General features: G+C 66.5%; 31 protein-coding genes. 4 read left to right on the top strand and 27 right to left on the bottom strand.

Going from position 1 to position 26,620, the window contains the following annotated elements; genetic code table 11:
- The 26 genes from ACFSNB_RS13575 to ACFSNB_RS13450 form a co-directional block, all read right to left on the bottom strand.
- The coding region (locus ACFSNB_RS13575; protein WP_377317451.1) for a glycoside hydrolase family protein at nucleotides 1–178 on the bottom strand (178 nt) is incomplete at its 3' end.
- The gene (locus tag ACFSNB_RS13570) at nucleotides 175–378 is read right to left on the bottom strand and encodes a hypothetical protein (protein WP_377317445.1); all 204 of its coding nucleotides are present in this window, start codon (nucleotides 376–378) and stop codon (nucleotides 175–177) included. The genes ACFSNB_RS13570 and ACFSNB_RS13575, both read right to left, overlap by 4 nt.
- 62 nt (nucleotides 379–440) lie before the next feature.
- Nucleotides 441–1,844 carry a hypothetical protein gene (locus ACFSNB_RS13565; RefSeq protein WP_377317443.1) on the bottom strand — a complete coding sequence of 468 codons (1,404 nt, stop codon included), beginning with the start codon at nucleotides 1,842–1,844 and terminating at the stop codon, nucleotides 441–443.
- Nucleotide 1,845: 1 nt separating this feature from the next.
- A complete protein-coding gene (locus ACFSNB_RS13560) occupies nucleotides 1,846–4,848 on the bottom strand; it encodes a phage tail protein (protein ID WP_377317441.1) in 3,003 nt (1,000 codons plus the stop codon).
- Complete coding sequence (locus ACFSNB_RS13555; RefSeq protein ID WP_377317439.1) at nucleotides 4,845–5,282, bottom strand: NlpC/P60 family protein; 438 nt, start codon at nucleotides 5,280–5,282, stop codon at nucleotides 4,845–4,847. The genes ACFSNB_RS13560 and ACFSNB_RS13555 overlap by 4 nt, the downstream gene beginning before the upstream one ends.
- 11 nt (nucleotides 5,283–5,293) lie before the next feature.
- A complete protein-coding gene (locus ACFSNB_RS13550) occupies nucleotides 5,294–6,154 on the bottom strand; it encodes a DUF2163 domain-containing protein (RefSeq protein ID WP_377317437.1) in 861 nt (286 codons plus the stop codon).
- On the bottom strand, nucleotides 6,151–6,738 hold the full coding sequence (locus ACFSNB_RS13545) for a DUF2460 domain-containing protein (protein WP_377317435.1): 588 nt from the start codon (nucleotides 6,736–6,738) through the stop codon (nucleotides 6,151–6,153). The genes ACFSNB_RS13550 and ACFSNB_RS13545 overlap by 4 nt, the downstream gene beginning before the upstream one ends.
- A gap of 70 nt (nucleotides 6,739–6,808) precedes the next feature.
- Nucleotides 6,809–7,222 (bottom strand): hypothetical protein, encoded by a 414-nt coding sequence (locus ACFSNB_RS13540; protein WP_377317433.1) that lies wholly within the window; start codon nucleotides 7,220–7,222, stop codon nucleotides 6,809–6,811.
- Between the two features lie 50 nt (nucleotides 7,223–7,272).
- Entirely contained in the window at nucleotides 7,273–7,644 is a 372-nt protein-coding gene (locus tag ACFSNB_RS13535) for a DUF2513 domain-containing protein (protein ID WP_377317431.1), read from the bottom strand.
- A gap of 73 nt (nucleotides 7,645–7,717) precedes the next feature.
- Nucleotides 7,718–8,014 carry a hypothetical protein gene (locus ACFSNB_RS13530; protein ID WP_377317429.1) on the bottom strand — a complete coding sequence of 99 codons (297 nt, stop codon included), beginning with the start codon at nucleotides 8,012–8,014 and terminating at the stop codon, nucleotides 7,718–7,720.
- Nucleotides 8,011–11,949: a phage tail length tape measure family protein gene (locus ACFSNB_RS13525; RefSeq protein ID WP_377317427.1), complete on the bottom strand. Its 3,939-nt coding sequence runs from the start codon at nucleotides 11,947–11,949 to the stop codon at nucleotides 8,011–8,013. The genes ACFSNB_RS13530 and ACFSNB_RS13525 overlap by 4 nt, the downstream gene beginning before the upstream one ends.
- Before the next feature lies 1 nt (nucleotide 11,950).
- A complete protein-coding gene (locus ACFSNB_RS13520) occupies nucleotides 11,951–12,574 on the bottom strand; it encodes a hypothetical protein (RefSeq protein ID WP_377317425.1) in 624 nt (207 codons plus the stop codon).
- Between the two features lie 3 nt (nucleotides 12,575–12,577).
- Entirely contained in the window at nucleotides 12,578–12,700 is a 123-nt protein-coding gene (locus ACFSNB_RS13515) for a hypothetical protein (RefSeq protein ID WP_377317423.1), read from the bottom strand.
- 59 nt (nucleotides 12,701–12,759) lie between these two features.
- Complete coding sequence (locus ACFSNB_RS13510) at nucleotides 12,760–13,140, bottom strand: hypothetical protein (protein WP_377317421.1); 381 nt, start codon at nucleotides 13,138–13,140, stop codon at nucleotides 12,760–12,762.
- 10 nt (nucleotides 13,141–13,150) lie between these two features.
- Complete coding sequence (locus tag ACFSNB_RS13505) at nucleotides 13,151–13,891, bottom strand: hypothetical protein (RefSeq protein WP_377317419.1); 741 nt, start codon at nucleotides 13,889–13,891, stop codon at nucleotides 13,151–13,153.
- Nucleotides 13,892–13,894: 3 nt separating this feature from the next.
- Nucleotides 13,895–14,077 carry a hypothetical protein gene (locus ACFSNB_RS13500; RefSeq protein ID WP_377317417.1) on the bottom strand — a complete coding sequence of 61 codons (183 nt, stop codon included), beginning with the start codon at nucleotides 14,075–14,077 and terminating at the stop codon, nucleotides 13,895–13,897.
- Nucleotides 14,078–14,090: 13 nt separating this feature from the next.
- Entirely contained in the window at nucleotides 14,091–14,522 is a 432-nt protein-coding gene (locus tag ACFSNB_RS13495) for a phage tail terminator-like protein (protein WP_377317415.1), read from the bottom strand.
- Nucleotides 14,519–15,085 (bottom strand): hypothetical protein, encoded by a 567-nt coding sequence (locus tag ACFSNB_RS13490; RefSeq protein ID WP_377317413.1) that lies wholly within the window; start codon nucleotides 15,083–15,085, stop codon nucleotides 14,519–14,521. The genes ACFSNB_RS13495 and ACFSNB_RS13490 overlap by 4 nt, the downstream gene beginning before the upstream one ends.
- A complete protein-coding gene (locus tag ACFSNB_RS13485) occupies nucleotides 15,085–15,714 on the bottom strand; it encodes a hypothetical protein (protein ID WP_377317411.1) in 630 nt (209 codons plus the stop codon). The genes ACFSNB_RS13490 and ACFSNB_RS13485 overlap by 1 nt, the downstream gene beginning before the upstream one ends.
- 59 nt (nucleotides 15,715–15,773) lie before the next feature.
- Nucleotides 15,774–16,199, bottom strand: a complete 426-nt coding sequence (locus tag ACFSNB_RS13480) for a hypothetical protein (protein WP_377317409.1) — start codon at nucleotides 16,197–16,199, stop codon at nucleotides 15,774–15,776.
- A 10-nt stretch (nucleotides 16,200–16,209) separates the two neighbouring features.
- Nucleotides 16,210–17,586: a phage major capsid protein gene (locus ACFSNB_RS13475; RefSeq protein ID WP_377317407.1), complete on the bottom strand. Its 1,377-nt coding sequence runs from the start codon at nucleotides 17,584–17,586 to the stop codon at nucleotides 16,210–16,212.
- A gap of 8 nt (nucleotides 17,587–17,594) precedes the next feature.
- The gene (locus ACFSNB_RS13470) at nucleotides 17,595–18,269 is read right to left on the bottom strand and encodes an HK97 family phage prohead protease (protein ID WP_377317405.1); all 675 of its coding nucleotides are present in this window, start codon (nucleotides 18,267–18,269) and stop codon (nucleotides 17,595–17,597) included.
- Between the two features lie 5 nt (nucleotides 18,270–18,274).
- Complete coding sequence (locus tag ACFSNB_RS13465) at nucleotides 18,275–19,519, bottom strand: phage portal protein (protein ID WP_377317403.1); 1,245 nt, start codon at nucleotides 19,517–19,519, stop codon at nucleotides 18,275–18,277.
- A gap of 2 nt (nucleotides 19,520–19,521) precedes the next feature.
- Nucleotides 19,522–21,129: a terminase large subunit gene (locus ACFSNB_RS13460; RefSeq protein ID WP_377317401.1), complete on the bottom strand. Its 1,608-nt coding sequence runs from the start codon at nucleotides 21,127–21,129 to the stop codon at nucleotides 19,522–19,524.
- Nucleotides 21,130–21,247: 118 nt separating this feature from the next.
- The gene (locus ACFSNB_RS13455) at nucleotides 21,248–21,715 is read right to left on the bottom strand and encodes a phage terminase small subunit P27 family (protein WP_377317399.1); all 468 of its coding nucleotides are present in this window, start codon (nucleotides 21,713–21,715) and stop codon (nucleotides 21,248–21,250) included.
- A gap of 113 nt (nucleotides 21,716–21,828) precedes the next feature.
- Entirely contained in the window at nucleotides 21,829–22,155 is a 327-nt protein-coding gene (locus ACFSNB_RS13450; protein ID WP_377317397.1) for an HNH endonuclease, read from the bottom strand.
- A 929-nt stretch (nucleotides 22,156–23,084) separates the two neighbouring features.
- On the opposite strand from ACFSNB_RS13450, the gene ACFSNB_RS13445 reads away from it, so the two are divergent.
- The 4 genes from ACFSNB_RS13445 (at nucleotide 23,085) to ACFSNB_RS13430 (ending at nucleotide 25,918) form a co-directional block, all read left to right on the top strand.
- Nucleotides 23,085–23,480 carry a hypothetical protein gene (locus tag ACFSNB_RS13445; protein WP_377317395.1) on the top strand — a complete coding sequence of 132 codons (396 nt, stop codon included), beginning with the start codon at nucleotides 23,085–23,087 and terminating at the stop codon, nucleotides 23,478–23,480.
- Between the two features lie 424 nt (nucleotides 23,481–23,904).
- A complete protein-coding gene (locus ACFSNB_RS13440; RefSeq protein WP_377317449.1) occupies nucleotides 23,905–25,059 on the top strand; it encodes a phosphoadenosine phosphosulfate reductase in 1,155 nt (384 codons plus the stop codon).
- 71 nt (nucleotides 25,060–25,130) lie between these two features.
- A complete protein-coding gene (locus ACFSNB_RS13435) occupies nucleotides 25,131–25,703 on the top strand; it encodes an IbrB-like domain-containing protein (RefSeq protein ID WP_377317393.1) in 573 nt (190 codons plus the stop codon).
- A complete protein-coding gene (locus ACFSNB_RS13430; RefSeq protein ID WP_377317391.1) occupies nucleotides 25,700–25,918 on the top strand; it encodes a helix-turn-helix transcriptional regulator in 219 nt (72 codons plus the stop codon). The genes ACFSNB_RS13435 and ACFSNB_RS13430 overlap by 4 nt, the downstream gene beginning before the upstream one ends.
- On the opposite strand, the gene ACFSNB_RS13425 is transcribed toward ACFSNB_RS13430, so the two are convergent.
- Nucleotides 25,915–26,544: a hypothetical protein gene (locus ACFSNB_RS13425; protein WP_377317389.1), complete on the bottom strand. Its 630-nt coding sequence runs from the start codon at nucleotides 26,542–26,544 to the stop codon at nucleotides 25,915–25,917. The two genes, ACFSNB_RS13430 and ACFSNB_RS13425, sit on opposite strands and share 4 nt — an antisense overlap.
- Nucleotides 26,545–26,620: the final 76 nt, after the last annotated feature.

The following is a 26,620-nucleotide window of genomic DNA, read 5'->3' as shown; positions in this document are numbered from 1 at the left end:
CGGCGATGTCGTGGTCGAGCAGGGTTTCCGCCTCTTCCCGGCTGATGCCGACATCATCGAGATTGCGGCCGATGCCGATGGTCAGCTTGCCGGCGGGGCAGCGGTAGGGCTTGAGGCGCAGGCTTTCGTCGCGGATCAGGTCGGCGCGCAGGGTGGCGGGGTCGTAGGCGGTGGTCATTGGATGTCATCCTCGGGCTCGGGGGTGATGCGCGATTTCAGGGCTCGGCGCCGCAGGGTCACGCCCTGGGCGAGGAAAACGGCGGTCAGCGCCAGCACGACCACCTGCAACAGGGGCTCAAGCAGGTGGGCAAAAGCGAGGACGCCGCCGGCAACCCCCGCAGCACCAAAGTCGTTGACGGTAGACGGGTTGGCCGGCATGGCGGCTCCTTTCAGGCGGGCACAAAAAAGGCCGCACGCGGCGGCCGGGGTGGAATGGCTGGCTAAAGCGAGACCTCGACGACAAGGTCACGGGTGGCACCGGTTCTGTTGGTGAACGTTGTTTTGGTCGCCGCGTTGCCGTCAGAGGCATCGGCAAATTTCACTGTCACGCGGTCTGTCGCCACGGCGTTGATCGTTTCACTGCCGATCACCAAGGGCTCATCCCGCGCCGATACAGCGGCGTAAAATTCCACTTCGGCCCAATAGGCGTTTCTGCCAGAAGTTGTCCCCTGCTCAGAGACTCTATACGCCAGATATGGCGTGCCGGTAGAAAGCCCAGATGAAGAGTCGATTGTAATAACAACACCCGCTGTATTGGTGTCTGTCCTCCCCGCGCTGGTGTAAAGGTCAGTTTGTGTGGCGAACCCGTCGTTTGATCCCTGCACCTTTATTGTTGCGTTAGAAGAATTGGGATCATAGCCGACATCTGTCGGAGCATACAAAACAACTCTATGCAGAGGCTGCGGAGAACTGAATGAAAGCCCGATAGAATCAGGGTTGATGTTGTTTGACTGGGCGCCGGAGGCGCCGCCCTGCGATGTGACGCCGTCGAACGCAGCAGACCTTCTGGAGCCATAATTGTACCCGCCAATCGGCGTGCCGCCGATGAGCTTCTGATAGCCACTAGAGGCAACAAGGTAGGCGCGAGCCTCTCTTTCACGGGCACCGGCATCGACCCAATGTTCGACCGTGACAGCCGCACCCACCGCAAGCGCCGAATTACGCGCTTGAAACACCGCAGCGTGCCACGGCTCGAACGCAATGGTCGTCGCGCTGATTGCGCGCCCCAGGCAAACGGATACGTTTTGCGCCCCGCTGGCCGGAACGGCGGGCTCAGTCTGGGTCACCCCCCCAACCACCGCCGAGGCCCACACGGGCGCGCCCGGGGTTAAACCGACAAAGCCAGAAACCGGTCCGGGGCCGACCTGGGCCGCCCCAATCTGCCCGGCTGAGATGGCGGCGAGGGCGATACCTCGCACAGGAGAGCAGCGGACGGGGTTGGTCGCATCGGTGTCAATGGCGTACCAGCGACCGACCGGCCCTCGCTGGCCAAAGGTGTCGCAATAGATCGTCGCAAGAGCGGCGATCTCCTCGCCAGCGGTGACCGTTTCGCGGCCGGTGATGAGGGTGCTGGCGGATAGCCCAAGGATCAGCACCTCCCCCACCCCCTCGACCGTGGTGACATTTGCGGTCAGGGGCCCCGCCACCCCGATCTTGGCCGACAGGGTGGCGGGGGTGGTGTCGGCGGGGCTGACCCGGACGGCGCCGACCGCGCCGCCGATCTCCCCGACCGCCGCGCGAGTCTCGCGCAGGGCCTCCAGCATATCGTCCTGTGCCTGTTTGGCCTCGCCGACATTGCGCTTGTCGTTCGTAAAATACCCCTTGGCGGGCAACTCGGTCGCCATGTCAGTGCCCCTTGAGATTGTGGATATCGATCACGGCGGCGGTGTCGGCGCCCGCCGAGTTGACGGCCCGCAGCAGCGGCCCTCGGATCGGGTCGCGATCGACCACCAGGACCGAGACAGCACCAGTGCCGGTGTCCTGGAGGGTGATCGTCCCGACATAGTCGATCGCCCGATAAGTCCGGGTAATCGGGATCCGGCCGCCGCCAGCCGGGATGAACAGATCCTCGAACGACTCGACGATGTCGGGGACATCAACCACGGCGGCGAGCGCCGAGACGACGCCCTGGTTAACGCCGGCCTCGGTCACGATCCGGACGTAGTAGGGCTGGCGGGTGCAGGTCATGCTGCCTGGCCAGGGGGTCCAGGCCGACACACCGCCGAGGTAAGCGGCGGCATCGTCCGGGAGGTAGGCGGCGGCATCGTCCGGGAGGTACAGGCCGCCATCGTGGTGCCGCAGCAGGATCTGCCAGCCCTCGCCGCTAATCGTCGCCGCGATCGTCATCGATCCCGGCGTGAAGTCGGCCGGCGGCACGATCGGCGGCAGGTCGTAGACCATCCGCTGGTAAGAGACAGGCAGGTACGGGTCATCGATGTTGGGCAAGTACAGCGGGGCATCGGCAGGCAAATAGGCCTCGCCGGTATCGGCCGCGACAAGGTGTCCGTCGACCACCGATCCGTCAGCCACGGTCCCGGCAAAGCCGGCGGCCGCGTCGTCATAGGTCCAGACGGCGTTGGCGACCGCCGGCTCTCCCAGCCCAACCGTCAGGTAGGCGGTGCCGGTCGAGAGGTTGCCGGAGGTATCCACCGACCGGACCATGATGGTGCGCTCGCCGGACCCGAATTGCGCCAGATCAAGCTCGCGGGCGGTGACCACCGCCCCATCGGTCGGCCAGTCCATTCCCTGCTGCCAGTTGCGGGTCCGGCCGGCCAGGTGGCGGATGCGGCTGCCGGCGAGGTCGGCCGGCGGGTCCGGGATTTCCCAATAGGCCCGGCCATCCCGACGAAACAGGTTGATCGGGGTCGGCGGCGGGTCGCGGCCGGTGATCTGGTAGGCATAGGCCGGCACGTCGGCGATGTCCTGCAAGCCGCCGCCGCGCTGATTGAACCCCAGCACCTTGAGATGGATCGTGGTGCCGATCATGTCGGCGGTGAACGGCAGCTTGAAAATCGCGTCATCGAGGCGGGCGAACCGCGCTCCGGCGGCGTGGACCGACACCGTCGAGCGGTAGGCCCCGCGCCGGAGATAGGCGAGGTCATAGCGGCCGGGCCCGGTCAGGTCGGCGTCGCGGTAGGACAGCATCTCGCCATCGACCCAGCAAAGGGTGACATAGAGGTCGGCGTCGGTCTTGGTGCCAGACAGCAGGGTGGCGCCGCTCTCGGACAGATCGACCGCCAGGGTCGAGGCGGTGTCAGGGTCGGCGGTGGCCGCCAGATCGGCGGACAGCACGCCGGTCCGGGCCTTGCCGTTGACCGCCCCCGCCCGCTTAAAGGTGTCGCCGTCGAGCGACAGCCACACCTCGCAGCCGCCCCAGTTCGGATCCGCACTGCTGATCGCCACCCAGACCTCAAGCCGCCCGGCGGCCGTGGTCAGCTCGTAGGGCGCCTCGAAGATGACCGGCGGGTTGCACAGCGCCGCCGGCGGGATGTTGTAGCCGGAGCGGTAGCCGGAGCGGACCGCGACCGGCCGGGAGGCCATGGCGCCAACGATGCCGGGCACATCCTCGGCGGTGACCCGGAAGGAAAAGGCATCCTCTTCCGTGATCTCTTTGACCCGCACCGGGAAGTTGACGAAGCCTTGTCCGGGCTCGCCGATCCAGAGGATATCCATCGGCTCGACGATCGCGCCGACCGGGCCCAGGCCGAACTCGTAGCCGGCGGTAACGGACAGGTCGCGCGCCTGGACCATGTCGGCGACGTGCTGTGCGATCGCCGCCGTGTGCAAAAAATGAGCGGCGATCGAGTTGCCGGGGCGCTGGCCGTAGGTCGCCTTGTGCCCGTCATCGGTCGCGGTGACGGTGTTGACGTTATAATCGTCGCTGCGGTCGTGGTACTCGACCGTTAGGTAATTGGCGAGGTCGGACTGATCCTTGCGCTTGACCTTGATCGGGGTCTCGTCATCGCTCGCCGCCGGCAGCAGCATGGTCGCATCGACGATCAGCACCGGGGTCAGGTCCGGCACATAATCGCCAACCGGCTGATCGGCGTAGGGCACGATCTTGAGGTGGTCGCCCGACCACACCGCCTCGGACAGGGTGGCCTTGGTGTAATCCTGGATGATCTCGCGGCCGGATCTGGCGTCGGTGTAGGCGTCGCTGATGACGATGCCGTGCGCGGCGCACCACGCCGTGTAATCGGTCAGATCGGCCATCATCCCGACCTGGCCGCAGCCCCAGGCGGTATCCTCGACCACGAGCCGGATCGCCTCGGCGGGCGAGATGTCGTAGGCCCCGCCGGCATCGGTGGCGACCGGGGTGCCGAGGCCGCGCACCTCCCAGTTCCAGGCCGGCAGGCTGCTGGAGGTGCCGAGGTCGGCGGCGGCAATGCCGACATAGGCGAGACCGGAATAGGCCAGCGCCTGATCGGGGTGGGCCGAGGCCAGCCAGGGCCAGACCGGCTGGCCGTGCGCGCCGGTGGCGACGTTGACCGACGATCCGAGATCGGCCAGTGCCTTTTTATCGTCCGATACCCAGACCGTGCCGATGCCCTGGATCGGTCCCACGCACAGGCCGACCATGGTCGAGGTCTTGTAGGTGTAGCTGGTTGTGGTGGTGCCGCCGCCCCCGCCGCCACCGCCCTTGCCGCCACCCCCGCCACCGCCGGAGGAGGAGGTGTGGGCGATCGCCTGAAAATCGCCATACCAGACCAGATTGCCGGCGACGCGCTTGGTGCCGAGCACCACCGCGACCACCTTGCCGGCGCTCGACGATTGGACGTTGAGCGCGGTCTCGTGCTGGGTGGTGGTCGCCTCGGGCTGCGTCGTCTGGCCGCCGCCGAAGATGGTCACGACCACACCCGCAAGCGATAGGCGCGGCGAACGCGGCCCGCGACCTCGGGGCCGTCACCAGACGACTCGATGACGCCAAGGCCCTTGACCGCATGGATGATCGTCGGCCAGCCGGTGACGATGGCGCCGTGAGCGAAGGCGCGGCCGAAGCGGTACATGACTAGGTCGCCGGGCAGCGGCGCATCGACCAAGCGGGCGACCCGCTCGACCGCGGCAAGGTAGCGCTCGACCCCTCGGTGCAGGTGCCAGTCGGGCGGGTAATAGCCGGGGTCCTGGGGGCCGATCAGGCCGAGGCCGGCATAGATTTCGGCCGGCAGCATGGCGCAATCGACCCCTGCGCCCTTGACCCGGCCGCGCTCGTGGTAGGGCGTGCCGAGCCACGAGCGCGCCTCGGCGACCACCGCCGCGCGCTGCGATGCTTCCAGGTCGGTCATGGTGTCTCGGCTCAGTAGGCGGTTTCGGGGGAGGGGATGTAGGGCATCCCGCCGTAGCGCAGAACGTTGTCGAACCGGCCGCAGCCGGTGGCGGTGCCCTGGGTCTTGTCGCAGCCGGGGGTTAGGAGGCAGGTGTCGCCCGGCTGCGGCGCCCAGGGCAGCGGGGTCTTGAGCAGCAGCTTGCCGCCATCGGCCGCCCGCACCGCGCGGCGGAAGGTGGCATCCTCGCCGCTGGTCAGCGCCAGGGTGCCGCCGGCCCAGGCTCCGGCGGCGATGTTGGTGACGACATAGCCGTTGCTCGACCCCGGCAGCACCGTGCCGGCGGTCGCGTGCGCGGCCAGATCGACACCGCAGCCGACGTCGCCCAGCACCCAGCGGCAGCCGGCGCCGTAGACCCGCCAGGGTATTTGCAGGTCCAGGCGCTTGAGCGGGCTGTTGATGGTCAGCACCGACTTGGCGGCGAAGCAGTCGATGTCGCCGACGAAGCCGGTGAAGCGCAGCAGGGTGCCGATCAGCCCGGGCGGGGTGGCGAGGTCGTAATAGGCCCAGGTCAGCCGCACCGCTGCGCCGTCGAACATCCCGACCCGCAGCGCCTGCCGCAGCGGGATGCCGGCGATCAGCGGCTCGGCGCCGGCATCGGGGGACAGCGTCATCTGCTGCGAGGCCGTCTCCACCCCGGTCGTCAGCCGGCATTTGTCGCGGGTGATGCGGAGGTCGGAGCCGTAGGTCTGCCCGTCCACCGTCAACGCGATGTCGGCCGAGGTCCAATGCAGGGTCAAGCCGCAGGGGAGGGCGATGGTCCACAAATCGAAGACGCGGTGCGGCCGGCGCTCGGCCAGCAGGGTCTTGAGGGCGGGGGAGACGTCGATCATCGCACGCTCACCAGGGTGCAGGTTTGCAGGTCCCAGAGGTTCCGGGCGAACTGGTTGAACTCGGCCTGATCGAGATCAAAGCGGACCCGCCAGCAATAGGACAGGTCGGCGGTGATCGCCGCGCCGGGGGCAGGGGCGGACGCGAAGGTGAACAGGCCGCTGTCCGAGACCGTCCAGCCCGACAGCTGCTTGGCGCCCGCGACATAGACCGCCTGGGATCCCCACAGCGCCTTGACCGGCTCGACGAAGCCGCCGAGGCCGCGCACCGCCTGGAACGTGGTGGTGACCCCGTCGCCGGTGCCGAGCAGCTGGCCGGACACCGCGCAGTCGCTCGGATCGCGGAGCAGGAAATCGTCGAGCCGCCCCTGCCGCGCCAGGAAGAAGCCCAGCAGGGTGCGAAGTTCGTCGGTGGCATCGTCGCGCAGCAGCTCGTATGTCAGCGTCCAGTGCCACAGCGGGTAGACCCAATTGCCGATCCGGGTCTCGCCGCCGTCCGCGCCCTTGACGATGGTGGTCGAAAATTCCGGCGAGCGCTTGATGTCCCAGGTCAGGCCGGGCAGCGACGGGAACAAAGCGTTGCTCATGCCGGAGGCTCCAACGAAAAAGGCCGCCCCGAAGGACGGCCCTGAAAAGGTCGAACGGCGCGGCAGGGCGCTATGGCGCCTGCCGGGGCTGATCCGGCACGCGATCCGGGGCTGACGCTCCAGACGACAGCCCCATGCCAGTACCCGTTGCACCGGACGATGCCGAGACGGTCTTGAGGAGTCCGGCGCGGTCGAAGGTGAGCGTCGCCGAATTCGTCTTCATATCGGCGCCCCCGACAAAGGCGCCGACGATGGGAATGAACGTTTCCGGTCTGGTCTGGACCTGCGCGTAGCTGTAAACCAGAACGCGGGATCCATCTGGCAGAAGCATCTGATTGGACGGCTTCCCAATCGATGCCACAACGTCCTGTACCGTCGTCTTTCCTGGCTCGAACTGAGCGAGCTGCTCCTCTTTAACCTGAACCCCGCTTGCCGCGCACCCTGCCAGCGCCACAACGCTTATGGCGGCAATCGCCCTTCGCATTTTAAGCCCCTATCGGTTGTTTCTGCTTTATCATGACGCAGCCGATGGCATCAGGCAATCTGCCCAACGCCCAGACGGATCAGACCGACAGCAACCTCCTTGACCAAGGCCGGCATCAGCCCGGCACCGGCTTTGCGCAGATGGGTTTTGGTGCGCTCCCAGATGGTCCGGTCCCGCACGGCGTCGAGGAAGTCATGCCCTTCCCACGTCATGCGGGCAATTGTCACGGCGATCGGGGTTCCGTTGGCCCCGGCCAGCGTCGTTCCGGCGAGATAGCCGGCCTCGATCAAGATAGCCGCGTGATAGAGGACTTCCGCGTCGCTCCACTCCCCGGTCACGGAAAGATCGGCTGCCGACACAACCGCCTGCGCGGCTTCGGCGGCCAGGAGGATCTCCCGAACAAGGTCCATATCACGCTTCATGAGAGGCATCATCACCTTCTATGCGGGTGTGGGTCAACGCTCCGTCAGGTCCGCCGTTTGTTGAAGGCGATGGTCAATCGCCTTGGGATACTTCCTCCCGTTCGGATGCGCCCCCGAGGATCAATCTCAGCGACGGGCGAGACGATGCCGGGGCGCTCAACAAGGCTTCCACCGTTTCCCGCAGCAGTTCGGCAGGGATATGGCGCACCGGGTTGTTTCCGCAATCTCTGTTCTTTTGGATATCTATTATCGTATTCATAACGTTAATGGCTGATTGATGAGTGATAATTCCACTTTCGATCACGCAAACTATCAGCCCGCGCAATACGTCGATTGAGCCAATAACCAGATCGTTTGTGTCGTCGCTCATGACTTTTTCCTCCCACCCAGAGCCAGCGCGAAGGCGTTCCCGTCTTTCTGGGCCTTAAACACCGCCTCGGAGATTTCAGCCTTCATATTCATGATGTCCTGCTTGCGAACCGGGCCGTTGACGGTGATCGGGCCGACGTTGACGGTGTGGTCGATTTTGGGGCTGTTGTGCGTCGTGTTGCTGCTGGCGGTGAAATTTGCCCCCGGCGATTCACGCAAGAAATCTGGCAGGCCCAAACGAGGCATCCCCCGCATCTGGGCATTGCCGGCGGGGAGCGCCGTCGCCTCCGCCCCGCCGCCGGTCAACATCGCGCGGAGGGGCACCGCCAGCGAGGCCGGCAGGACCATTTCCTTCTTGTGGAGCAGCGTCGGCATGTCGTCCGACGGCACTTCCCCCCAGCCCCTCTCCGCTGCGGCGACCCCAAGGAAACTCATTGCGGTGGCGAGGTGGGCTGCGCCGACTTCGGGCGCCATCGCCCAGCCCACGAACGGGATCGCGGCGACCGATGCCATTGCCGCCGCCGCGCCGATACCGGCATAGGCCGGGATCTCGGCGGCAGCCTCGGCCTTTGCCGCCGCGATAGCGGCGATGGATGCGGCGGTATCGGTTGTCGCCCTGGCACCAGCTTCGGCCGCCGTCGCCCCCGTCTTCGCCGCCTCCAGCCCGAGCCATTGCGCGATCTGTTCGGCGATGCGCCCGAAGAAGGATGCATTCTCGGTCGCGCCAATCGCGGTCCGCGATGCCGCCCCGGCCCCCGTCGCCCCCGTCTTGGCCGCCTCCAGCCCGAGCCATCGGCCAATGGCCGTGTTCGCAAATAGAGCATCGGCCGCCCCCATAACAATGTTTCGGTGCATCCAATCGGCGGCGACCTTGACACCCATGTTGGCATAGGAAATTGCAATCGACTGCGCGGCACGCTGCGTCAACTGTTGGCGGGTCAACGTCCCCTGGATGTAACCCTGGGTCATTTGCTGGGTGGCGTCGAGGAAGGGGGCGGTGATCGACTTGATTTCCGCCAGACGGTTCAGCGTCTCCTGGTGGTCGATCTGTTTCATTTGGAGGGCGCGGCGCTGTTCCAGATCCACCAGCTGGTTGGCGATGCGCGCCCGCTCGGTTTCCTCCTGTCCGGCCAGGGCCAGCTTGCGGTCGAGCAGGTCGCGCTCGATCTGGTATTTTTCCTCGGCGATGGCGCGGGCGGAGGCGATCTGCTCCGACCCGTCCGACAGGCCCATCGACTTGCGGAACGAGGCGTCCTCTTGACGGGAGGACAGGCCGGCGGTCGCCTGACCGGCCAGCCCGTCGGCCTCGATCGCGGCCAGATCGCGCGCCGCCTTGGCCCGCGCCGCCACCTCTTCGTCAAGCTGCTTCTGGCGCTCGGCAGCATGCTTGGCGCGCAGGGCGGTGATGTCCGCCTCGGCGGCGGCGATCTCGACCCGCTGATCGGCGTGATCCTTGCGCAGCAGCGCCAGCTTGGCCTCGGCCGCCTCCATCTCGACCGCGCGGCGGCGATCCTCGATGTTGAGCGCGAGGGAGAGTTCCTCGGTCGCCGACACCTCCAGCAGGGCGCGGCGCTGGGTCAGCGCCTGCCGCTCTGCGTCGAGGCCGGTCAGGGCGAGATCCTTGCGGGCGTCGATCGCGGCGGCGGCGATCTGCTTTTGCTGATCGCTGTAGGCCTTGGTCGCGGCGGCGTTGGCGGCGGTGCGAGCTGCCTGCATGGTGGCCTCGGCCTCGCCCGCCTCGACCGCCTTGCCCAACAGGCCGATCTCGGCCTGCCGGATCGCCAGATAGCGCTGACCCTCGACGCCGCCCATCTGGGTGGCCTTGGCCTGGGCCTCGGCCATCAGCACCGCGCGCTGCCCCTCGGTGACGTAGGTGCTCTCGGCCCGGTTGACCGCGCCCAACGCCTGGGTCAGCCGGTCAACCGCCGCCGCGTCGCCGGCCGCCTTCGCGGCGTCGAGCCCCTGTTCGACCGTGGCGCGCTGGCCGGCCAGCGCCTGCCGGGCCGGCTCGGTCGGCAGGATGGTCTTGGCGAGCGTGGTGGCCGCACCAAGATCGGCGGCAGCCTTGCTGCTGGCCGCAGCCTTATCCGCCCGGTCGCGTTCCTCGGCAAGCTGGCGCTCCAAATCGGCGATGCGCCGGCGCTCGGCATCAATCATGTCCTGGCGGCCGAACATCCAGCCACCGGTTCCACTGCCTTTTTCGAGATTGGCCAGCCGTTCCCGCGCCTCGGCCAGTTTGTCGGCAACGGTCAATGAGCCTGATGATGCGTTCCTGAAAGAATCCCAGGCATCAGACAGGCCGTTGACGGCCCTGGTCCACAGGCTCGTTTCCGAGGCCGCCCGGGCGATAGCGGCGCGGTAGCCGTCCAGCACGGCGTTCTGCGCCCCGGTCGTATCGCCCATGCGAACCATCGCTTCGATGGCGCGGACCTGTTCCGCCGTCAGGCCCTGGTACTTTTCCATCAGCATCTGGGCGGTCTTGGCTTGGTCCCCCAGAGATTCGGCGATGGCCTTCCCCGCCTCTGCCGGGGCGGTCTTGGTCAGCGCCACCCAATCGGCGATCACCGTTTCCGCTTTTTCGAAAGCCCCGCTGGAAACCGTACCGGCCTCCAGCATTGCCTTCTGAATCTCCCGCGCCTCCGAAACCGAGACCCGGCCGGAGTCGGCCATGGTGTGGGCGAAGGATTCCAGGCTCGACGCAGTCTGGCCCGACCCCTGCCCGGTCAGTTTTAAGGCTTTATCGATGTCCTCCAGCCGGTCACGGTATTGCATCGCGGCAACAACGCTGGCGCCGATCGCCACCACCACCGCCGAAGCGGCGGCTGCCGCCGCGAGCAGGCCGCCCCCGGCGCCGGTACCGGCGGTCCCCAGGGCGCCCAGGCGAGAGCCGGCGGTCTCGGCGATCTCGCCGGTGGCGGCGATATCCTCGGCCGAGGCGGACGCCGCCTCACCGGTCTCGCGCGCCGCCTCGGCCGCTTTCTGACTGCCCTCGTAATACAACTTGAGGCCGTAGATGATGTCGGGGACGGGCGACAGCATCAGGGCCGGGTCCCAGCCCGAGGCCATGCCGACGTTGGCGACGTTGATCAGGTTGGCCTGGATGATCTGGCGGGCCTGGACCATCTGGCCGGACACGCGGACGGCGGCGTCTCCCATGTCCAGCGTGTCGTTGATGACCTTCCGCTTGACCTGCGCCTCTTCCGCCAGCATGGCCTGCCACCGCTCGGCCATCTCGCGGTCTTCCCGCTCGGCGCGCTGGCGGCGGATCAGGGCGGCGGCGGAGGCATCGGCCGCCGCCGCTTCCTCGCGGAACGCGAGGGCGAAAACGCCAGCCGATTCGCCGGCCGACTTTCCGCCGCTGGGCATCCCGCCGCCGAGGAAGGCGAGGGTCGCCGCCGCCGCCTCTTGCCGGCGCGCGTCGGCTTCCTTGCGGAGCGCCTCCACCCGGATCGCGGCATTGCTTTTCGCGGCGGCGGTGGCCACGGCGTCGGCCCGGGTGACGGCCTCGGCCGCCTGCGCCAGGACAGCCTGTTGCTCGACCACGAAGCGCACCGCGTCCGCCGCGTCGCGATGGCCGGCGGCCAGCAGGGCCGTGGCCCGCGTTTCGTCCATCGCGCCGCCGATGGTGCGGGAAAAGGCGGCAGCAAGGATCTTGGCTCGCGTCTCGGCCGCGTTGCTGGTGTCGGCCAAGCTGGCGCGGTAGGCCTGCTCGAACCGGCTGATCGACTGGACGCTGTCGCCGACGGTGCGGGCGGCGGCCTGATAATCGCGCGAGGTCGAGGTGAGGCGGCGGGTGTTGGTCTCGGTCTTCTCGACCTCGGCCGCCAGTTCGCCCATCGCATCGGCCGCGCCTTCGGCCGCCGCCTCGACCTGCCCGAGCGCCTGCGCGCCCTGGCTCCCGTCGATGCGGAGATCGACTGTCCGTTCGTCGGCCATGTTACCGCCCTTGCATCTCGATGATCAGGGCCGGGAAACGGCCCCGACCTTTCGCGCCCTCGGCGCCGTCAACCCCAACGTAACCAAAGCGTGTCTTGACGATATTTCCAAACCGCCGGTTGACGGTTTTCGCGGTCAGCTCGTAGACCCCGTCCGGGGCCTGGGCGCTGGAGCCCTTGCGCTGGGCTGGGGCGTCATCCTTGGCTTTCACCCGCCGCCCGCCCTCGATCTTGCGGGCATAAGGCAGGGTGTTGGTGATCACCACGGTCTTGGCGTCGCCGATCTGGGACAGGTCGGTGACCAGGGCGCCGTCGGCAAACACCTCGTGCCCGCGCCGGTATGCCCCACTCAACACCGGGCTGACGGCGCGCAGGGCCTCGAGCGCGAAACCGACCACCTCGGCGCCGTAGCGAAAATGGAAGTAGGCCCGGCCGAACGGGTCGATCTGCTCGATCGCGCGGCCGGGCACCCCGTCGATCGCCTGATCGTAATCGGTCGGGCGATCCTCCCGCAGGACGCGGCCCAGCTCGTCTTTGACGATCCGGACCAGTTCCTGCTGGCATTGCTCCCGCGCGCCGGTCAGCACCACCGAAATCATGCGGTCGAAGGCGGGCATCCGGGCCATTCGCTACCCCCGCATGATCACGCCGCCGGCGGCGCTGAAATCGGCCAGGAACTGGGCCAGACCCGCCTTCTTGACCTCGGTGCCCTCGGGCTCATCGCCCTTGTGGCCGAGGTAGGCGGCGACCATCACCCCGACCGGCGGGGTGCGCCGCCACGCGGCGTAGAGGGCCTTGACCCGGTGCAGGGTCAGGCGGCCGACGGACTCCCAGTCTCCGGCCCCGAAGACGACGAGGTCGGCGTAGAGCCGGTCCCAGTCGCATTCGGGGGCACCAGCGCCGTCAGGCGCTCCCCCAGCTGCCGGAGCCCGGCCACCCCCCCGATGCGGTCAATCGCGGCCCACACGTCATCGACGGTCGCCGGCAGGGCGCCGACATCGTCGCGGCGCAAGGCCTTGGCCAGCACCTGGGTGGCGACGCTGATCGCGGCGGCGTGGCCCTGGGTGGCGACCGCCTGGTAATAGGCCGTGATCAGCGGCAGGACCTCCTGCAATTCGTCGAGCGAAAAGGCCCGGATCTGGTACTCGGTCCCGGCCAAGGTGATGGTGCCGGTTTCGGTGGCGATGCTCATGGGGAGGTCCTTATTCGGTGACGGAGACGATGCCGACATTGCCGGCGGCGTCGGCGAAGGCGCTGAACGACATTTCGGGGATGGAATAGTCGTCATTCTTGGCCGACAGCTTGAGGTCATCGACCATGCAGGAGTTGAGCTGGATGGTCAGGCGCTTGGACTGGTAGGCGGTGGTGTAGATCGCCTTGAACAGCGGGGCCGACCCCATGTCCTTGTTGGTGATCGTGGTGACCACGCCGCCGGTCGTGGCGGTGTAGGTGTAGGACAGCACCACCCCCTTGCCGGCATCGGCGGCGGCGAAGGTGTAGACCCCGGCTGCCGACACCGAATACTGACCGGCGGTCGGGGCGGCGGCGACCTTGGTGAAGGGGGCGCCGGTGTCGGCATAGCGGACACCGCCATCGGTGGAGAAAGCGGCGGCGTTGGCGACGGTGATGGTGTAGGCGGTGCTGGAGGGGATCGCCCCGGCCTCGTTGATCGCCGCCAGCAACTGGCCGGGCGCGCCGACATCGCCGAAGAACACGCTGTTGAACAGGGCGGAATTGACCGAGGCATCCTTGAACTTGCCTTCGATCGACCCCTTCCCGCGCGCGACCGCCAGCGGGAACTGCTTCTGGCCGTGCAGGGTCTTCTTGTCGAACTTGAAGTCCAGGCTCATATCCTGGAGCGCGTTGAAGCTGACCGGGGTGGAGACGGCGGAGGCGAGGGGGACCAGGATCAGGTTGCCCGATCCGAAACTGTACTGGGCCATGGCTTACTCCTCGAGGAGGGGCAGGATCTGCTGCTTCAGGGCGAACAGCCGGTTGTAGCGATCGGTGTCGCGGCTGATCGCCGAGTCGGGAATGGTCGCCTGCCACCACGCCTCGAAGCTGGCGGCGGGGGACAAGGCGGGGCGTTCCGGCGCCGGGGTGGCGTCGGCCGGGTCGGTGTCGGGCATGGGGGCTCCTGGGTTAGGGGGCGGTGATGTCGAGCCGCCAGTCGATCTGGACCGGGACGATCAGCCAGCGCTCGATGGCGGTCGCCTCATCGACACCGCGATAGGGGCTCATCACCGAGACCTCGCGGATGACGATGGTCCGGGCCCCGAGCGGCAGGGCGCCATCGGTGGTGTCGTCCGGGCGATACAGGCGGGGGATCCGGTCGGCCACCGCCTCGGCGGCGGCAATGCCGTCGCCAACCGGAGCGTGGACCAGGATGCCGAGCATCCCCCGAGCCCGACGGATGCCCCGATACAGCTCGACCCGGCGCTCGCGGACCAGATAGGTGCGGATGTGCGGTCCGCGCGGGTCGGCGCCCTCGCCGACGCGGGACACCGGCAGCCCGGCGAAAGACGCGCCGAGGGGCGCCTCCAGCGCGGCGCGGATGGCGGCATCGGAGATCATTTGCGGAGTTGGGCCTCCCAGCCCAGCAGGATCACCCCCCAAGTCTTGCGGCTGACGGTCACCACCCGATAGGGCGCGCCGTCAACCAGCGCCTCATGGCCGAGGGCCGGGACGATCGGGCAGCCCTGGGCGGCGATGACCGCCCGGAGGTCTCCGGCCTCGACCCCGCCGATCAGATCCTTGGCGGTGACCTCGACCACCCGGGCGGTGACGACGGTATCGGCGGCAAAGGACAGGGTGACGGGGGCGCCGGCCGGGACGGCGCCCGCCAGGGGCGGGTCGATCGGCACCGCCGCGAACAGGCCGCCATCGGCCGCCGAGGTCGGGGCCGCGACGGTGTAAAAGCGACCGCCGACGGCGATGACGTCCCCCGCCACCAGCCGCCCGACCGCATACTCGGCCCGCAGGGACAGGGTGGCGGCACCGGCCGGGGCGGCCGTCGCCACCTCCACCTCGCCGGCCAGGGTCGGCGGGGACTGGTCCGCTCCGCTCCCGGTCCTGGCCCGCCACGGCAGTGGGCCCCCCTTGGACAGGATCATGGCGCGGTAGCTGGCCGGGGTCATCAGACCGACCACCGCTTGTAAGGAGAGAGGCGGGCGGCAATCTCGGCCGGCAGGCCATCGACAAGGGCAAGCGCCACCTTGTCGGGGTCGGACCATGAATTGGCCCCGACGCCCTCGACGCTGCTGGTCCGCAACGACGGATCCCGCCCGGCCGCGTGCCACAGGCGCGTCACCAGCTCGAGGCAGGCGCGGGCGAGGTCGGCCGGGCAGCCGGCCGGCAGGTCGTAGCCGGCCGTGTAGGTGATCACCGTCTTGATCGACCGCCAATGCGACGGCCGGTCGCAGCACAGCCGGAGCAGCAGCGACCCGTCGAGCGCCCATTCATCGGGGCCAAGCTCGGCCCCGTCCGCCGTCACCGAGGTGACGGCGGGGGCAAGGTCGCGGTCGAGGATCAGCCGGGCCGGCGCCGGGTCGCCGGGCATGCGGCGGACGGTCTGCGCGACCGTCTCGCGGCCAAAGCCCTCGGGTCGCCGGCACCAGGACCCGATCGCGGCCGAGGCCTGGGCGATCATCGCGGCCAAAGCCGTGTCGGCGCTGGCATCGGCGAGCGACAGCTCGGCCTTGGCCGCGTCGAGCGTGGTCAGGTCACGCGCCGTCGCCGGCGTGATGACGCTCAGGGTCGAGATCATGGTGGGGGCTCCGAGGGAAAGGGAGGGTGGGCGAACGCGGTTCGCCTCTCGACGCAGGATCAGGCCGGGAAGATTTCGGGGTGGCCCTTGATCACCAAGGCCGCGATCGCGGTGCCGGTGCTGTGGGTGCCCGAGAAGTCGGCCAGCAGCTTGAGGTACCGCTTGCCGCCCACGTAACCGATTTCGTCGATCGTCGCCGCCGCCTGGGCGGCGGTCAGAGCCTTGACGATGCCCCCGGTGATGCCGGTGACGCCCTGGACATCGGCATCGGTGACCGGGGTATAGGTGGCGTCGTCATCGGAGTGCGTCAGAACGAACTCGATCTTGTTGGCGGCGGTAAAGGTGATACCGCCGACACCGACGTTGATCAGGATCACGGCGGAACCGAAGCCGCGCAGGTCGACGGCGCCGGGGGTGGTGTCGGCCGAATAGACCGCCGGGGCGATCGCCGCGACCGGAGCGATTCTGGACTTAAGGTCTCGCATGGGGGGCTCCTTACGCGCCGAACTTGATGAACTTGACGGCCTCGAAGTTCAGCACGCCGCCGCCAAACCGGACGCGGGTGTAGAACTTGATGTAGGGCTTGAGGGTCAGGTTGTCGCGGATCGTGGTCATGCCGAGGCGGTCGACGATCTGATAGCCCTCGGCGAAATCGCCGAAGGCCAGCGACAGCGACCCGGCGGACAGGGCCGGCATGTCCTGGGCGATCGTCACCGGGAAGCCGACCAACTGCTGCGGCTGGCCCGCCTGCAGGCCGGGCTGCCAGAGGTACTGGCCGGTCCCGGTTTCCTTGAACTTGCGCACCATGGTGATCACTTCGCGCCGGGTCAGGAAGCGGGCGTTCTGCAGGTAGGCATCCTTGAAGGCGCCGATCAGGTCGAACAGGATGTCGGCCGGGTTGGAGGAGGCAAACGCCCCCGACACCCCGGTGGCGACGTGTTCGAGCGTGCCCCAGGACCGGGAGCCGTCCCCCGTCGCCGCGGTCGGATAGGTGGCGAGGCCGCGCGGCTCGTTGACGCCGTTGCCCAGCACGAAGCGCCGGTTCTGCCCCCGGGCGATCTTGTCGGCGACCTTTTTCGCCAACCAAGCTTCGACGTCGACGGCAGCGTCTTCCAGCAGCTGCTGGGTGGCCTTCGGCTCGACGGCGCCTTCGAACACCGGGATGCGCCACTCGCCGATCTGCGGGGTCGACGTGGCGCCGGGGGCCGTGGTCTCCCCGACCATCACCATGTCGCCCGCCTCGTCATTGTCGATCACACCCTTCAAGGCGTCGGTGCTGATGGTCTGGGTCGCGGCGATCTGGCGGATCGGGCAGGTCTCGTAGACCCGGGAGACGATGCGCCCGGTGACGTCCGCCTGGACCAGCAGACCGCCATCGGGGTCGGACCCGACCGACATGGCCTTGCGGTCGGCCTCGTCGATCCGCTGGTCGCCGCCACGCAGGTAGGCCTCGAACCCCTTGCGGTAGCTGGCGTAATCCTCGGGCTGCAGCCCGGTCGGCCGGGGACGGCTGAGACGATTCGCATGGGCGATCGTCAGCAGGTTGAACGACTTCAGTTCGGCTTCTTGGAGGTCGGCGCCGCCACCGCCGCCCGGACGCCGCAACAGCTTTTCGAGGTCATCGAGGCGCTTCCGTTCGGCGGCGGCCTTGGCCTCGATCGCGTCCTTCGCCGCCTGCAGGCCGTCGAGGGCCTTCTCGACCTTGGTCAGGTCGGCCGGCGCGGCCCTGAGGCCCGCCTTGATCTCCTTCTGCTCGGTCTCGATCTTGGCCTTGAATTCCTCGAAGGCAGAGCCGAGCTGCTCGATCACCTTCGGCAGATCGCCCGGCTCGGGCGCCGTTTTGAATTCGGTGTCATCGTTACCGCGGGGCATGGTGCCTCCTACCTGGAAATGGTTGAGATGAGCCGCTGCAGCGCAGCGACCTGATCGCCATCACCAGCCTCGCGCTGGCCAATAGCCTTGAAGCCCTTGGCGAGGATCGCCTTGGCCTCCATCCGCGAGAACCCGGCATCGCGCAGGGCCTCCTCCGCATCCTTCACGGTCAGACCGACCGCCGACTTCACCGCGCCGATCCTGGCCTTGGCGTTGGCCGGGAACGTCACCAGGGAAACCTCCAGCAAATCGACCTTGGTCAGCTTGCGGCGCGGATCTTCCGGCCGCGAACGCGGTTCGTAGCTCTTGGCGATGTAGCCGATCGACAGCCCGTCGATCGCCGGGCGCGGCTCCATCTTCAGCAGGGCGTAGGCCTCGCGGCCGCGGGTGGTGTCGGCCAGCTTGCCGGTGACCTTGAGGCCGATATTGTCCTCTTCCAGGTCGGTCCAGATCCCAACCGGGGTCATGTCATCCGCACCCAAGCCAAGGCCGCCATGCTGCATCAGCATCGCCGGCCACTGGCCGCTCGACTTGGCCCGGTCGAGCGTTTCCGTGAACGCGCCCTTGATGATGACGTCGCCGCAGGAATCGACGTTGTCGAACACCGCGCCGTAGCCGGAAAAGGTCATGGCGTCGCCGCCCGCGAGCTTCACCTCGCGGAGGCCGAAAGAGGCTCTGTCCATTGTGGTTACGTCCCGGAGGTGGCGGGGTCTGAAGGGCCGGCGCCGAGGGCCTTGGCGGTCGGCTGCGGCAGTTCGTCGGCTTTCGGATCGTCCGAGCGGTCCATGTCTTCGCAGGCCCGGACGTCGTTCTGAGTCATCCAGCCCTTGGTGCCGCCGGCGCCGAGGGCCTTGGCGTAATATTCCGCCCGGTCCTTCGCGGCGCCGCGCAGCAGCTCGTTGTCCTGGTACTTGAGGTACAGGCCGCTTCGGCGCTCTTCGCGGGTCAGCAGGGCAACGCGGGCGGATGCCTCGACCCGGCGATGCCAGGGGCGGATGGTGTGGACCGCGTGAGCGATGAACATCTGCTCGGCGCTGGCGTAGGTCGCGGTCTTGTCGGAATAGCCGACCATGATCGGCAGCACGCCGAAGGCGCGGCAGATTTCCTCGACCTGATATTTCCTGGTCTCCAGGTGCTGCGCATCAACGCCGGTCATCGACAGCGAGGTCCATTTCGCGGCCCGGTCCAGCACCAGCGCCTTGCCGTCGTTGCGGGTTGCGGCGTAGTTCTGTTCGATCCACTCGGTCAGCTGCTTGTGCTGATCCTTGTTGAGCGTGCCGTCGACGGTATACAGGCCGCCGGGCTTGACCCCGTTGCGGTGCAGGCTGGCGTGCGATTCCTCCAGCGCCATCGACAGGCCGATTGCCTCGCGGGCGAGGCGCACCGCCTCCAGCCCCATCCAGCCGTTCCAACTGGGGCCGCGCAGGTGCCAGATCGCCTCGGCCGGGATCTCCTCCCGCCGACCGTCAAGCCCGGTGTACCAGTAGCGCAGGCGCCAGTCGGTTTCCTGCTTGGCCTCGACCCGACCCGGCTCGAGCGGGATCAGTTCGGCGATCTGACCGCGGACACGGCCGATGTAGGAATAGGCGTTGCCGGCCAGGACCAGATGAAACGCCAGCGTCTCGCGGTATTCGACGCTGGTTTGCCAATCGTTCGGCGCGACCGAGAGGAGGTCGTAAAGGGGGTGATCCGTCCCGGGCTTGCGGCTGCCGTTCTCGTCCTGGCGGTAAAGCTTGAGCGGGACGGTCGACAGGCCGTCGGCAATCACCTGGGTGCAGCGCAGCACGGTCGAGACGTGCAGGGCAGTGCGCCAATTGACCGTCTGGCCCGACTTCGCCGGTGGAGAGCCGTATAGCTCGCGCCACAGTTCGAGCGTGTCGGTGATCGCGTCGGATTTCCGCTCACGGCCGAACAGCCTGCCGATCACGCCCATGGTCACGATTCCCAGAAAGAAGTGCCGACGCTCTCGCGCAGCGCCAGGGCCGCTCCGACCGCCATGGTGAGCGCCACCATGCCGTCAATCCGGCCGGTGGCCTTGCGCTTGTCCCATTTCCGGTTGCCGCTCGGGTCGGTCAGCAGCACCGCCGAGGCGCTGTTCCAGGTCAGCACCGGGTTGCGGCGAACCCGGAGCGTGCCGCCGACAATGGCTTCCTCCAATGCCCCGATGCTCCGGGGCATCCACATCGTGGAGGCTGATTGATAGCCGGCGAAACCCTGACCGTGGCGGATCATCCGCAGGCCGTCGCCGCTGCCTTCCCCATCGTCAATCCAGGCATCGAGCCCGATATCGTCGCAGGCACGGAGGAAATCATCGGCCTGGGCCTGATCGTAGGCCATCGCCTGCACATCGTGCTCGACCGCCAGTCGGCCGACGAACTGGGCGACGTGCCCCTTGTCGATGATCCGGCCCGGCGGCGCCAGCAGGTGCCCCTCGGACACCCAGGCCCGGTAGGGCACATTGTCGATCCGCGCCCGCTCATCCAGCGTGTCGCCCGGTGTCCAGAACCACACCGCCGCCGACAGGGCGCCGTCCGGGTGACGCCAAGCTGCCGCCAGCGCCGTCAGGTCGCGCTTGCTCGACAGGTCGAGGCCCAGCCAGCAGGGCAGGCCGCGCAGCGCCTCGACGTCGATATCGTCGGCCTGGGCCCGGTCCCACAGGTCGGAGCCGATCCAGTGTTCGGCGGCATCGGTCCACTCGCAGAAGTTCAGGCGGCGGACGATCGCTTCCTTGCTCGGCATCCCGCGCGCCTGGTTGACCTGTTCCTCGAGATAGCGGGTCTGGAAGGTGTGGCCCAGGGACGGGTTGGCTTTGGCCCAGCAGGAGGGGTCGGCGAGCGGATCGTCGCCCTCGTCCACGGCGCAGACGTAGGCGAAGAACGAATCGTCGGTCTTCACCCCGGCGCACACGTCGGCGGCGTACAGGTGGTACTGGTAGCAGACCCCGGTTCGGTTCGCCCCGGAGTTGGTAATCATGAAGATCAGGGCCTGCCGACGCCCCTTGGTGCCGGCCCGCAGCATCTCCACCATGGTGTTGTCGCGGTGCTCGTGGATCTCATCGAGCAGGGCGACGTGGGGGCGCGGGCCGGACTGGCCGTCATCGCTGCTGATCGGCCGGAAGAACGATCCGGCCTGCAAATAGTCGATGTTCCACTCCCGCCCCGGGCCGCCGCTGAAACCGAGGCGGCCGGACAGAGCCGGCGACATCCGCACCATCGCCACCGCGTCACGGAACAGGACCATGGCCTGATCCTTCTTGCTCGCGGCGGCGTAGATCTCGGCGCGCGGCTCCCCGTCGGCGACCATGCCGTAGAGACCGATGCCGGCCGACAGCGGCGACTTGCCCGAGCCCTTCCCGGTCTCGACATAGGCCATTCGGAACCGGCGCGATCCGTCGCCCAGCTTCCAGCCGAATAGCGAGCCGACGATGAAGCACTGCCAGGGCAGCAGCAGGAATGGCTTGCCCTCGAACTCGCCGCCGTTCAGGCGCAGCACATCGCGGAAGAAGCCGATGGCACGCTCGACCGCCGGCGCGTCCCAGACCAAGCCGCGCGCCGCCCCCGTCTCCAGATCGGAGAGGTGGCGCTTGCACGCGGCCCGGACGTGCGGCCCGGCCGGAAGCTCGCCCGACGTCACCGCCCGGGCATAAGCGGTCGCCGGATCGTCAGCCGAAATAGGCGTCGATCGGGTCGGCTTTCTGGTCCTTGCCATCCACCTTTACCTTGGTCCGCGCGGCCGGGGTCAGCCCGAATTCGACGAGGTACGACTTAAAGCGGCGGTCGGCGTCGGCCAGCATCGCCACCGCGGGGTGCGCCTTGATCAGGGCGTCTCCGCTGGTCCCCGTGGTCGTGTAGGTCACGCCGTCCGCCTCGATCAGGCTGCGGTAGCGCAGGATCTCGGCGTAGGTCTCGGCCAGTCGCTCCAGGCCGAACCCATCGGCTTCGGTCAGCACGCCCATCTGGTCCAGCAGCGTCGCCATCCGGCCCCAGGCGACCTTGGCTTCGTCGCTCATGTGGGCGGGCGGGCTGGGCAGCGCCCTGGCCGGGGTGGGCTCAGCCTCGTTCAGCGGGCGCTTGCCCGGGTTGCCTCTGACCAGCTTCAGGTGGGTCGGTGTCGGACGGCGACCGGCCATGGCGGAAAAACCCTGTCATTTCGCGGCGCTGCGAATCGAGGCCCCGACCGGTCGGCCACCCCGATCGACCTATACTTTTGATACCCCCCCTGGGGATTGCGTGAGAATGGCTCTCATTTGCCGTTCCACGGGTGCTTGGGGTCGATCGGGCGGCCGGAGGCATCGCAACCCCGGACCACAAACCGCTCCTCGCGCCCCTGAGCCCCGGTCCGCTTCTCGCGGTGGGACTGGTTGTCGCAGATGGAGCATAGGGTGCGCAGGTTGGACAGCGCCAGGGCGAGGTCGGGACGCTGCCGGCGCGGCAGGATGTGATCGACGCGCGACTGACCCTTGGCCCGAACGTCCGAGCCGCAGACCACACATCGATAGCCATCGCGCTTGAGCGCCTGGGCGCGCAGCGCCACCCATGCGCGCGACCGGTAAAACGGGTCGTTGGGCATCGGCGCTATCCTGCCTTGGAAACGAAAGCGCCCGAGGGTTTCCCCTCGGGCGCTCGTGTGGCTGGGCGTAGTGTCAACCCCCCCGTCGAGAAAGTCAAGGTCGGCGTGTTGGCTGGCCCGGGCATCGCCGACGCGGCGGGAGAAAGGATGGGCGGACCGGGCTTGATACCGGCTGGGCTGCTTCGTTCGGCGCTTAGGCGCCTACCTGCACCCCTACAGCTTCGCACGTCCTTCCGTGCCGCCGCCCCAGAAGTTCTCACCCAGCGGATTCTCCCGCGATCCTCGGGCGGCGTCCGGATGATAGGCGCGCCGGGGCGCCTCGTTTTACTTCTGCCGTGTGGCCTTCTTCTGGGCCCGCTGGCCGTGGGTAGCTATCCACGAATTTCCGCCGATCAATCGCGCCACGTTCGCGCAACATCCTGGCGGCGTTCTTGCCTTGAACTACCGCGCGGTTTCTGACCGCCTCTCGGCGGAAATTCTGGGACCAGTGCCCCTCTGGCCTAGCCAGAGGTACCCCCGTCTTTTCCAGGGCGTGAAGCACCTGCGGACGGCAACGGGACCAAGATACCGTGTCGCGGGCGGCTGGGCAACCCCGTTTGCTCGCTACGCCTGTCTGGCCGACGCTGGCTGATCGCCCGCCCATATGCCGGGGCGCGCGGCCCGATCACAGTCCCGGATCGGCAGGGCTTCCGGCGGCTGGCTGGGGCCGGAAACGGAAAGCGCCCGAGAGGTTTCCCAGCCGGGCGCTAGTGTGACTGGGCGTAGCGTCAATCCGCCCGTCGAGAAAGTCAACGGGAGATCAGCTTCGATTGGCCTTTTCACGCGATTGGCAGCGCAAATTTTGCGCTTTTTAGCTTGAATGGCGCAATAATTGCGCTAAAATGAGGCCGTCAAGACGGGGCGATGCCCCACAGATGTGAGGACACACCATGGCTACAATCGCTGACGCGCTTTCGGCCCTGCACCAGTTGTCAAAGCCGGGCGCGGCCCACCACAGCTACGATTTGGGCAGCTTCTCCGACAGCATCGCGTGGCGCATTGACTACCCCTCGGACGGGTACAATTTTCGCGATGAGGCCTGCGCCCAGAATGGTGCGAGATCGACCACAATCACGCTGTCCGCATCATATCCCCAAGGCCCGGCCGGCGACGTGGCGATCAGGATTAGCGCGGTTGACCGACGCAAGCCCGTCGCATTCAACGATGAGCCGCGTGGGGACTGGCTCATTGGTGACTTGCCGACCCTTGGCGCGACCAAGATAGCGCTCTCGGACATTGAGACAGTCGTCCTCCCGTGGCTCCGGGATCATGGGTGCCCCGTATGAAGGCGACGATTGGTCTTGAATGGCTTGGGGAATCGACCGAGGCATGGTTTCGGCTGCAATCGATCAAAATCGAGGCAGGCTTAGGAAAGGAGGCTGCCAGCCGTCTCGATATGGCCGGGCTGTCAAGGCGGCCTTGGGTGGCGAGAATTACGGGGAGAAATGAAAAATTTTCGTATGAACGGGAATTCGTCAGGCCAAAAACGCAGAGAAAAAGGGCCAACTCACGCCATACGAGAGGCGTTGAGCTTTGGTTTGTTTTAGAAAGCGGGTCAATATACGAGGTAAAGCATTATTTATCTTGGAGAAATTTTGAAAGATATTTCTGTTCCGTGTCGCCGTCTGGATTGGTCTGCCGTAGGACAAGAGAAGAGGTCGAGCTGTGGCTAAGCGGAAAATTGGAATTGATGTCCTGACCGCCGCCAAGATGCGGATAGCCAGAATATTTGACGACTTTCCTAGGGTCTGTGTGTCTTTTTCCGCAGGGAAAGATAGCACGGTCATGCTGCATCTTGTCATGGAAGAAGCTGCAAAAAGGCGGAGGCGTGTCGGGGTTTTATTTATAGACTGGGAGTGTCAATATAAACTCACTATCTCTCATGCCGAAGAGATGTTTGGTTTGTATGATGAATACATTGACCCATATTGGGTAGCCCTCCCCATAACGACAGTGAACGCCGTCAGCCAATTTGAGCCGGAATGGATTGCGTGGGAACCGGGGAAAGCCTGGGTCAGGAACCCGCCTGATTTTGCAATCACTGATCCGGGGCGGTTTCCATTTTATCGGCACGCGATGAAGTTTGAGGATTTCGTCCCCGCATTCGGGGCTTGGTTTTCTGGCGGACAATTGTCCGCGATGTTGGTCGGAATTAGATCAGATGAAAGCCTGAATCGATACCGGACAATGTCACGTAGGAAATCGACTTTCGAGGGGTTGCAGTGGACCACATGGATGGGGGACGCCGTTTATAACGCATACCCCATATACGATTGGAAGACAGAGGATATTTGGACTTATTGCGGGAAATTTCTTAAGCCGTACAACAAGCTGTACGACCGCATGCACCAAGCTGGCGTTCCGCTTTCTCGTCAACGGATATGTGAACCTTTTGGATCGGAGCAGCGCCAGGGGCTGTGGCTTTTTCAGGTGATCGAGCCAGAAACCTGGGCGCTGCTTGTCGCGCGGGTCAATGGCGCAAATAGCGGGTCTCTTTATGCAAAAGAATCCGGTAATATTCTTGGAAATACGAGGATAACAAAGCCTGAAAAAATGACATGGGAGCAATACGCTATGTTTTTGCTCGCAACGATGCCATCAACTACGGCCGAACACTACAAAAACAAAATTGCAACTTATCTCAAATGGTATCGCGATCGAGAGTTCCCAGACGGGATTCCAGACTGGCAGGTGGCAGACTGCGGGGCGGCTGACGATAAGCCGTCCTGGAGACGGATATGCAAAACACTCGTCAGGAATGATTATTGGTGTAAGACGCTTTCATTCTCGCCCACGAAAACAGAGGCATACGAAAAATACAAGAAACTCATGAAGCAAAGGAGGGAAGAATGGGGATTGATCTAATCGGAAAATCAGTTATTGAGGAATGTAGATCTATATTTTCCCGGCTTTCAGAGGTCTCGGACGAAGACAGGATGGATGTTATCAATGCGCTGCGCTTGCTGTTGCACGAGCATAGCCCCATGAGGCAAGAGCCCGTGGATTGCGTCTTGTGGGTTCCGGCCGAGTCGGTGCATGCAAACGATTACAATCCGAACTCCGTCGCCCCACCGGAAATGAGATTGTTGCAGCTGTCCATTATGGCCGACGGGTTCACCCAACCGCTTGTAACGTGGCCTGACGCTCCCGGACAATATGAGGTGGTGGACGGGTTCCACCGAAACCGCGTTGGGAAGGAAGTGGGGGCTGTGAGAAGGCGGGTGAATGGGCGCCTCCCGATCGCCGTTATCAACGCCGACAGGACAAGCAAGGAAGACAGGATCGCCGCGACGGTCCGTCATAACCGCGCCCGAGGAAAGCACGCCGTCGACGCTATGGCAGACCTTGTCATCGACCTTCAGCGCCGCAACTGGTCGGATGACCGAATTGCGAAAGAACTTGGCATGGACTCCGATGAAGTTCTCCGGCTCAAGCAAACGAAAGGGCTGGCAGAACTGTTCGCGGATCGAGAATTTTCAGAAGCTTGGGAAGCGGAGGGGGGATCGTGACCCCGGACAGCCTCCGCGCATGGCGAGCCTCCTGCGGCCTGTCGCAAGAGGCCGCCGCCAGGGCTCTCGACATATCCCGTCGAACTTACCAGTATCGTGAAGAGGGTAAGTCATCGATCGGGAGAGAGGCTGCACTGGCCTGCGCCGCCATTTCCGCCGGGCTGAAGCCGTGGGGTGAGGAAGTCGAGACGACCCCTTCGGATGCCCCAGGCTAAGCCCACGGTGCCCCCAGCGCCCCAATCCCCTCGACCCGCCAGCGCATGAGCCCGGCGCCGGCCAGCAGGGCGTCCAGCACCTCCAGCGCCCGATGCCAGCGGATGTACTCGGCCCGCTGCATCCGTACCCAGCTGTCGTCCGGCCAGAGCTGGAGCGGGCAATAGGTCACGGTCACGGTGTGGCGCTGCCCCCTGCCGTACCTGACCTCGACGCGCTCCACCTCGATCACCAGGGGCCGGCCGCCCTGGATGACCGGCTCGAGGTGCTGGCTCTGCCCCCAATCCGGCACGGTCCCGGCCCGGGCGTGCTGCTCAACCAGCCACCGCCCCGGGGCGGCCAGCAGGGCGACGCAATCGGCGACGATCACGGCGTCGGGGTGATGCGCCGACCGCTGCTTGTGCGCCGTCGAGTGGATCGTACATCCCAACAACCCGTTCTGGGCCACGCTCGCCGCGCTCGATCCACTGCCGCCGGCCAGCAGCTCGACCTCGTGCAGGGCCCTGGCGTCGTCCGCATCGATCCGCTGGCGGCGATAGGCCCAATCGAGCAAGGCCACCAGCGTGGTCGTTTCTCGGCTGTCCGGCATGGCGGTCTCCCGGTGATTGATCTTGGCGGCGACGGTCACGCTGCGGACTCCTCTCTCTGCTCGGGCAACTGCCCCCGGTGGCACCATCCTCTTGCCTGCTCGGCCATCACCCACC

Origin of the sequence: Phaeospirillum tilakii, assembly GCF_042683125.1 — a bacterium.
Lineage (GTDB): Bacteria > Pseudomonadota > Alphaproteobacteria > Rhodospirillales > Magnetospirillaceae > Phaeospirillum > Phaeospirillum tilakii.
This window is presented reverse-complemented; position numbering and strand designations above follow the sequence as displayed.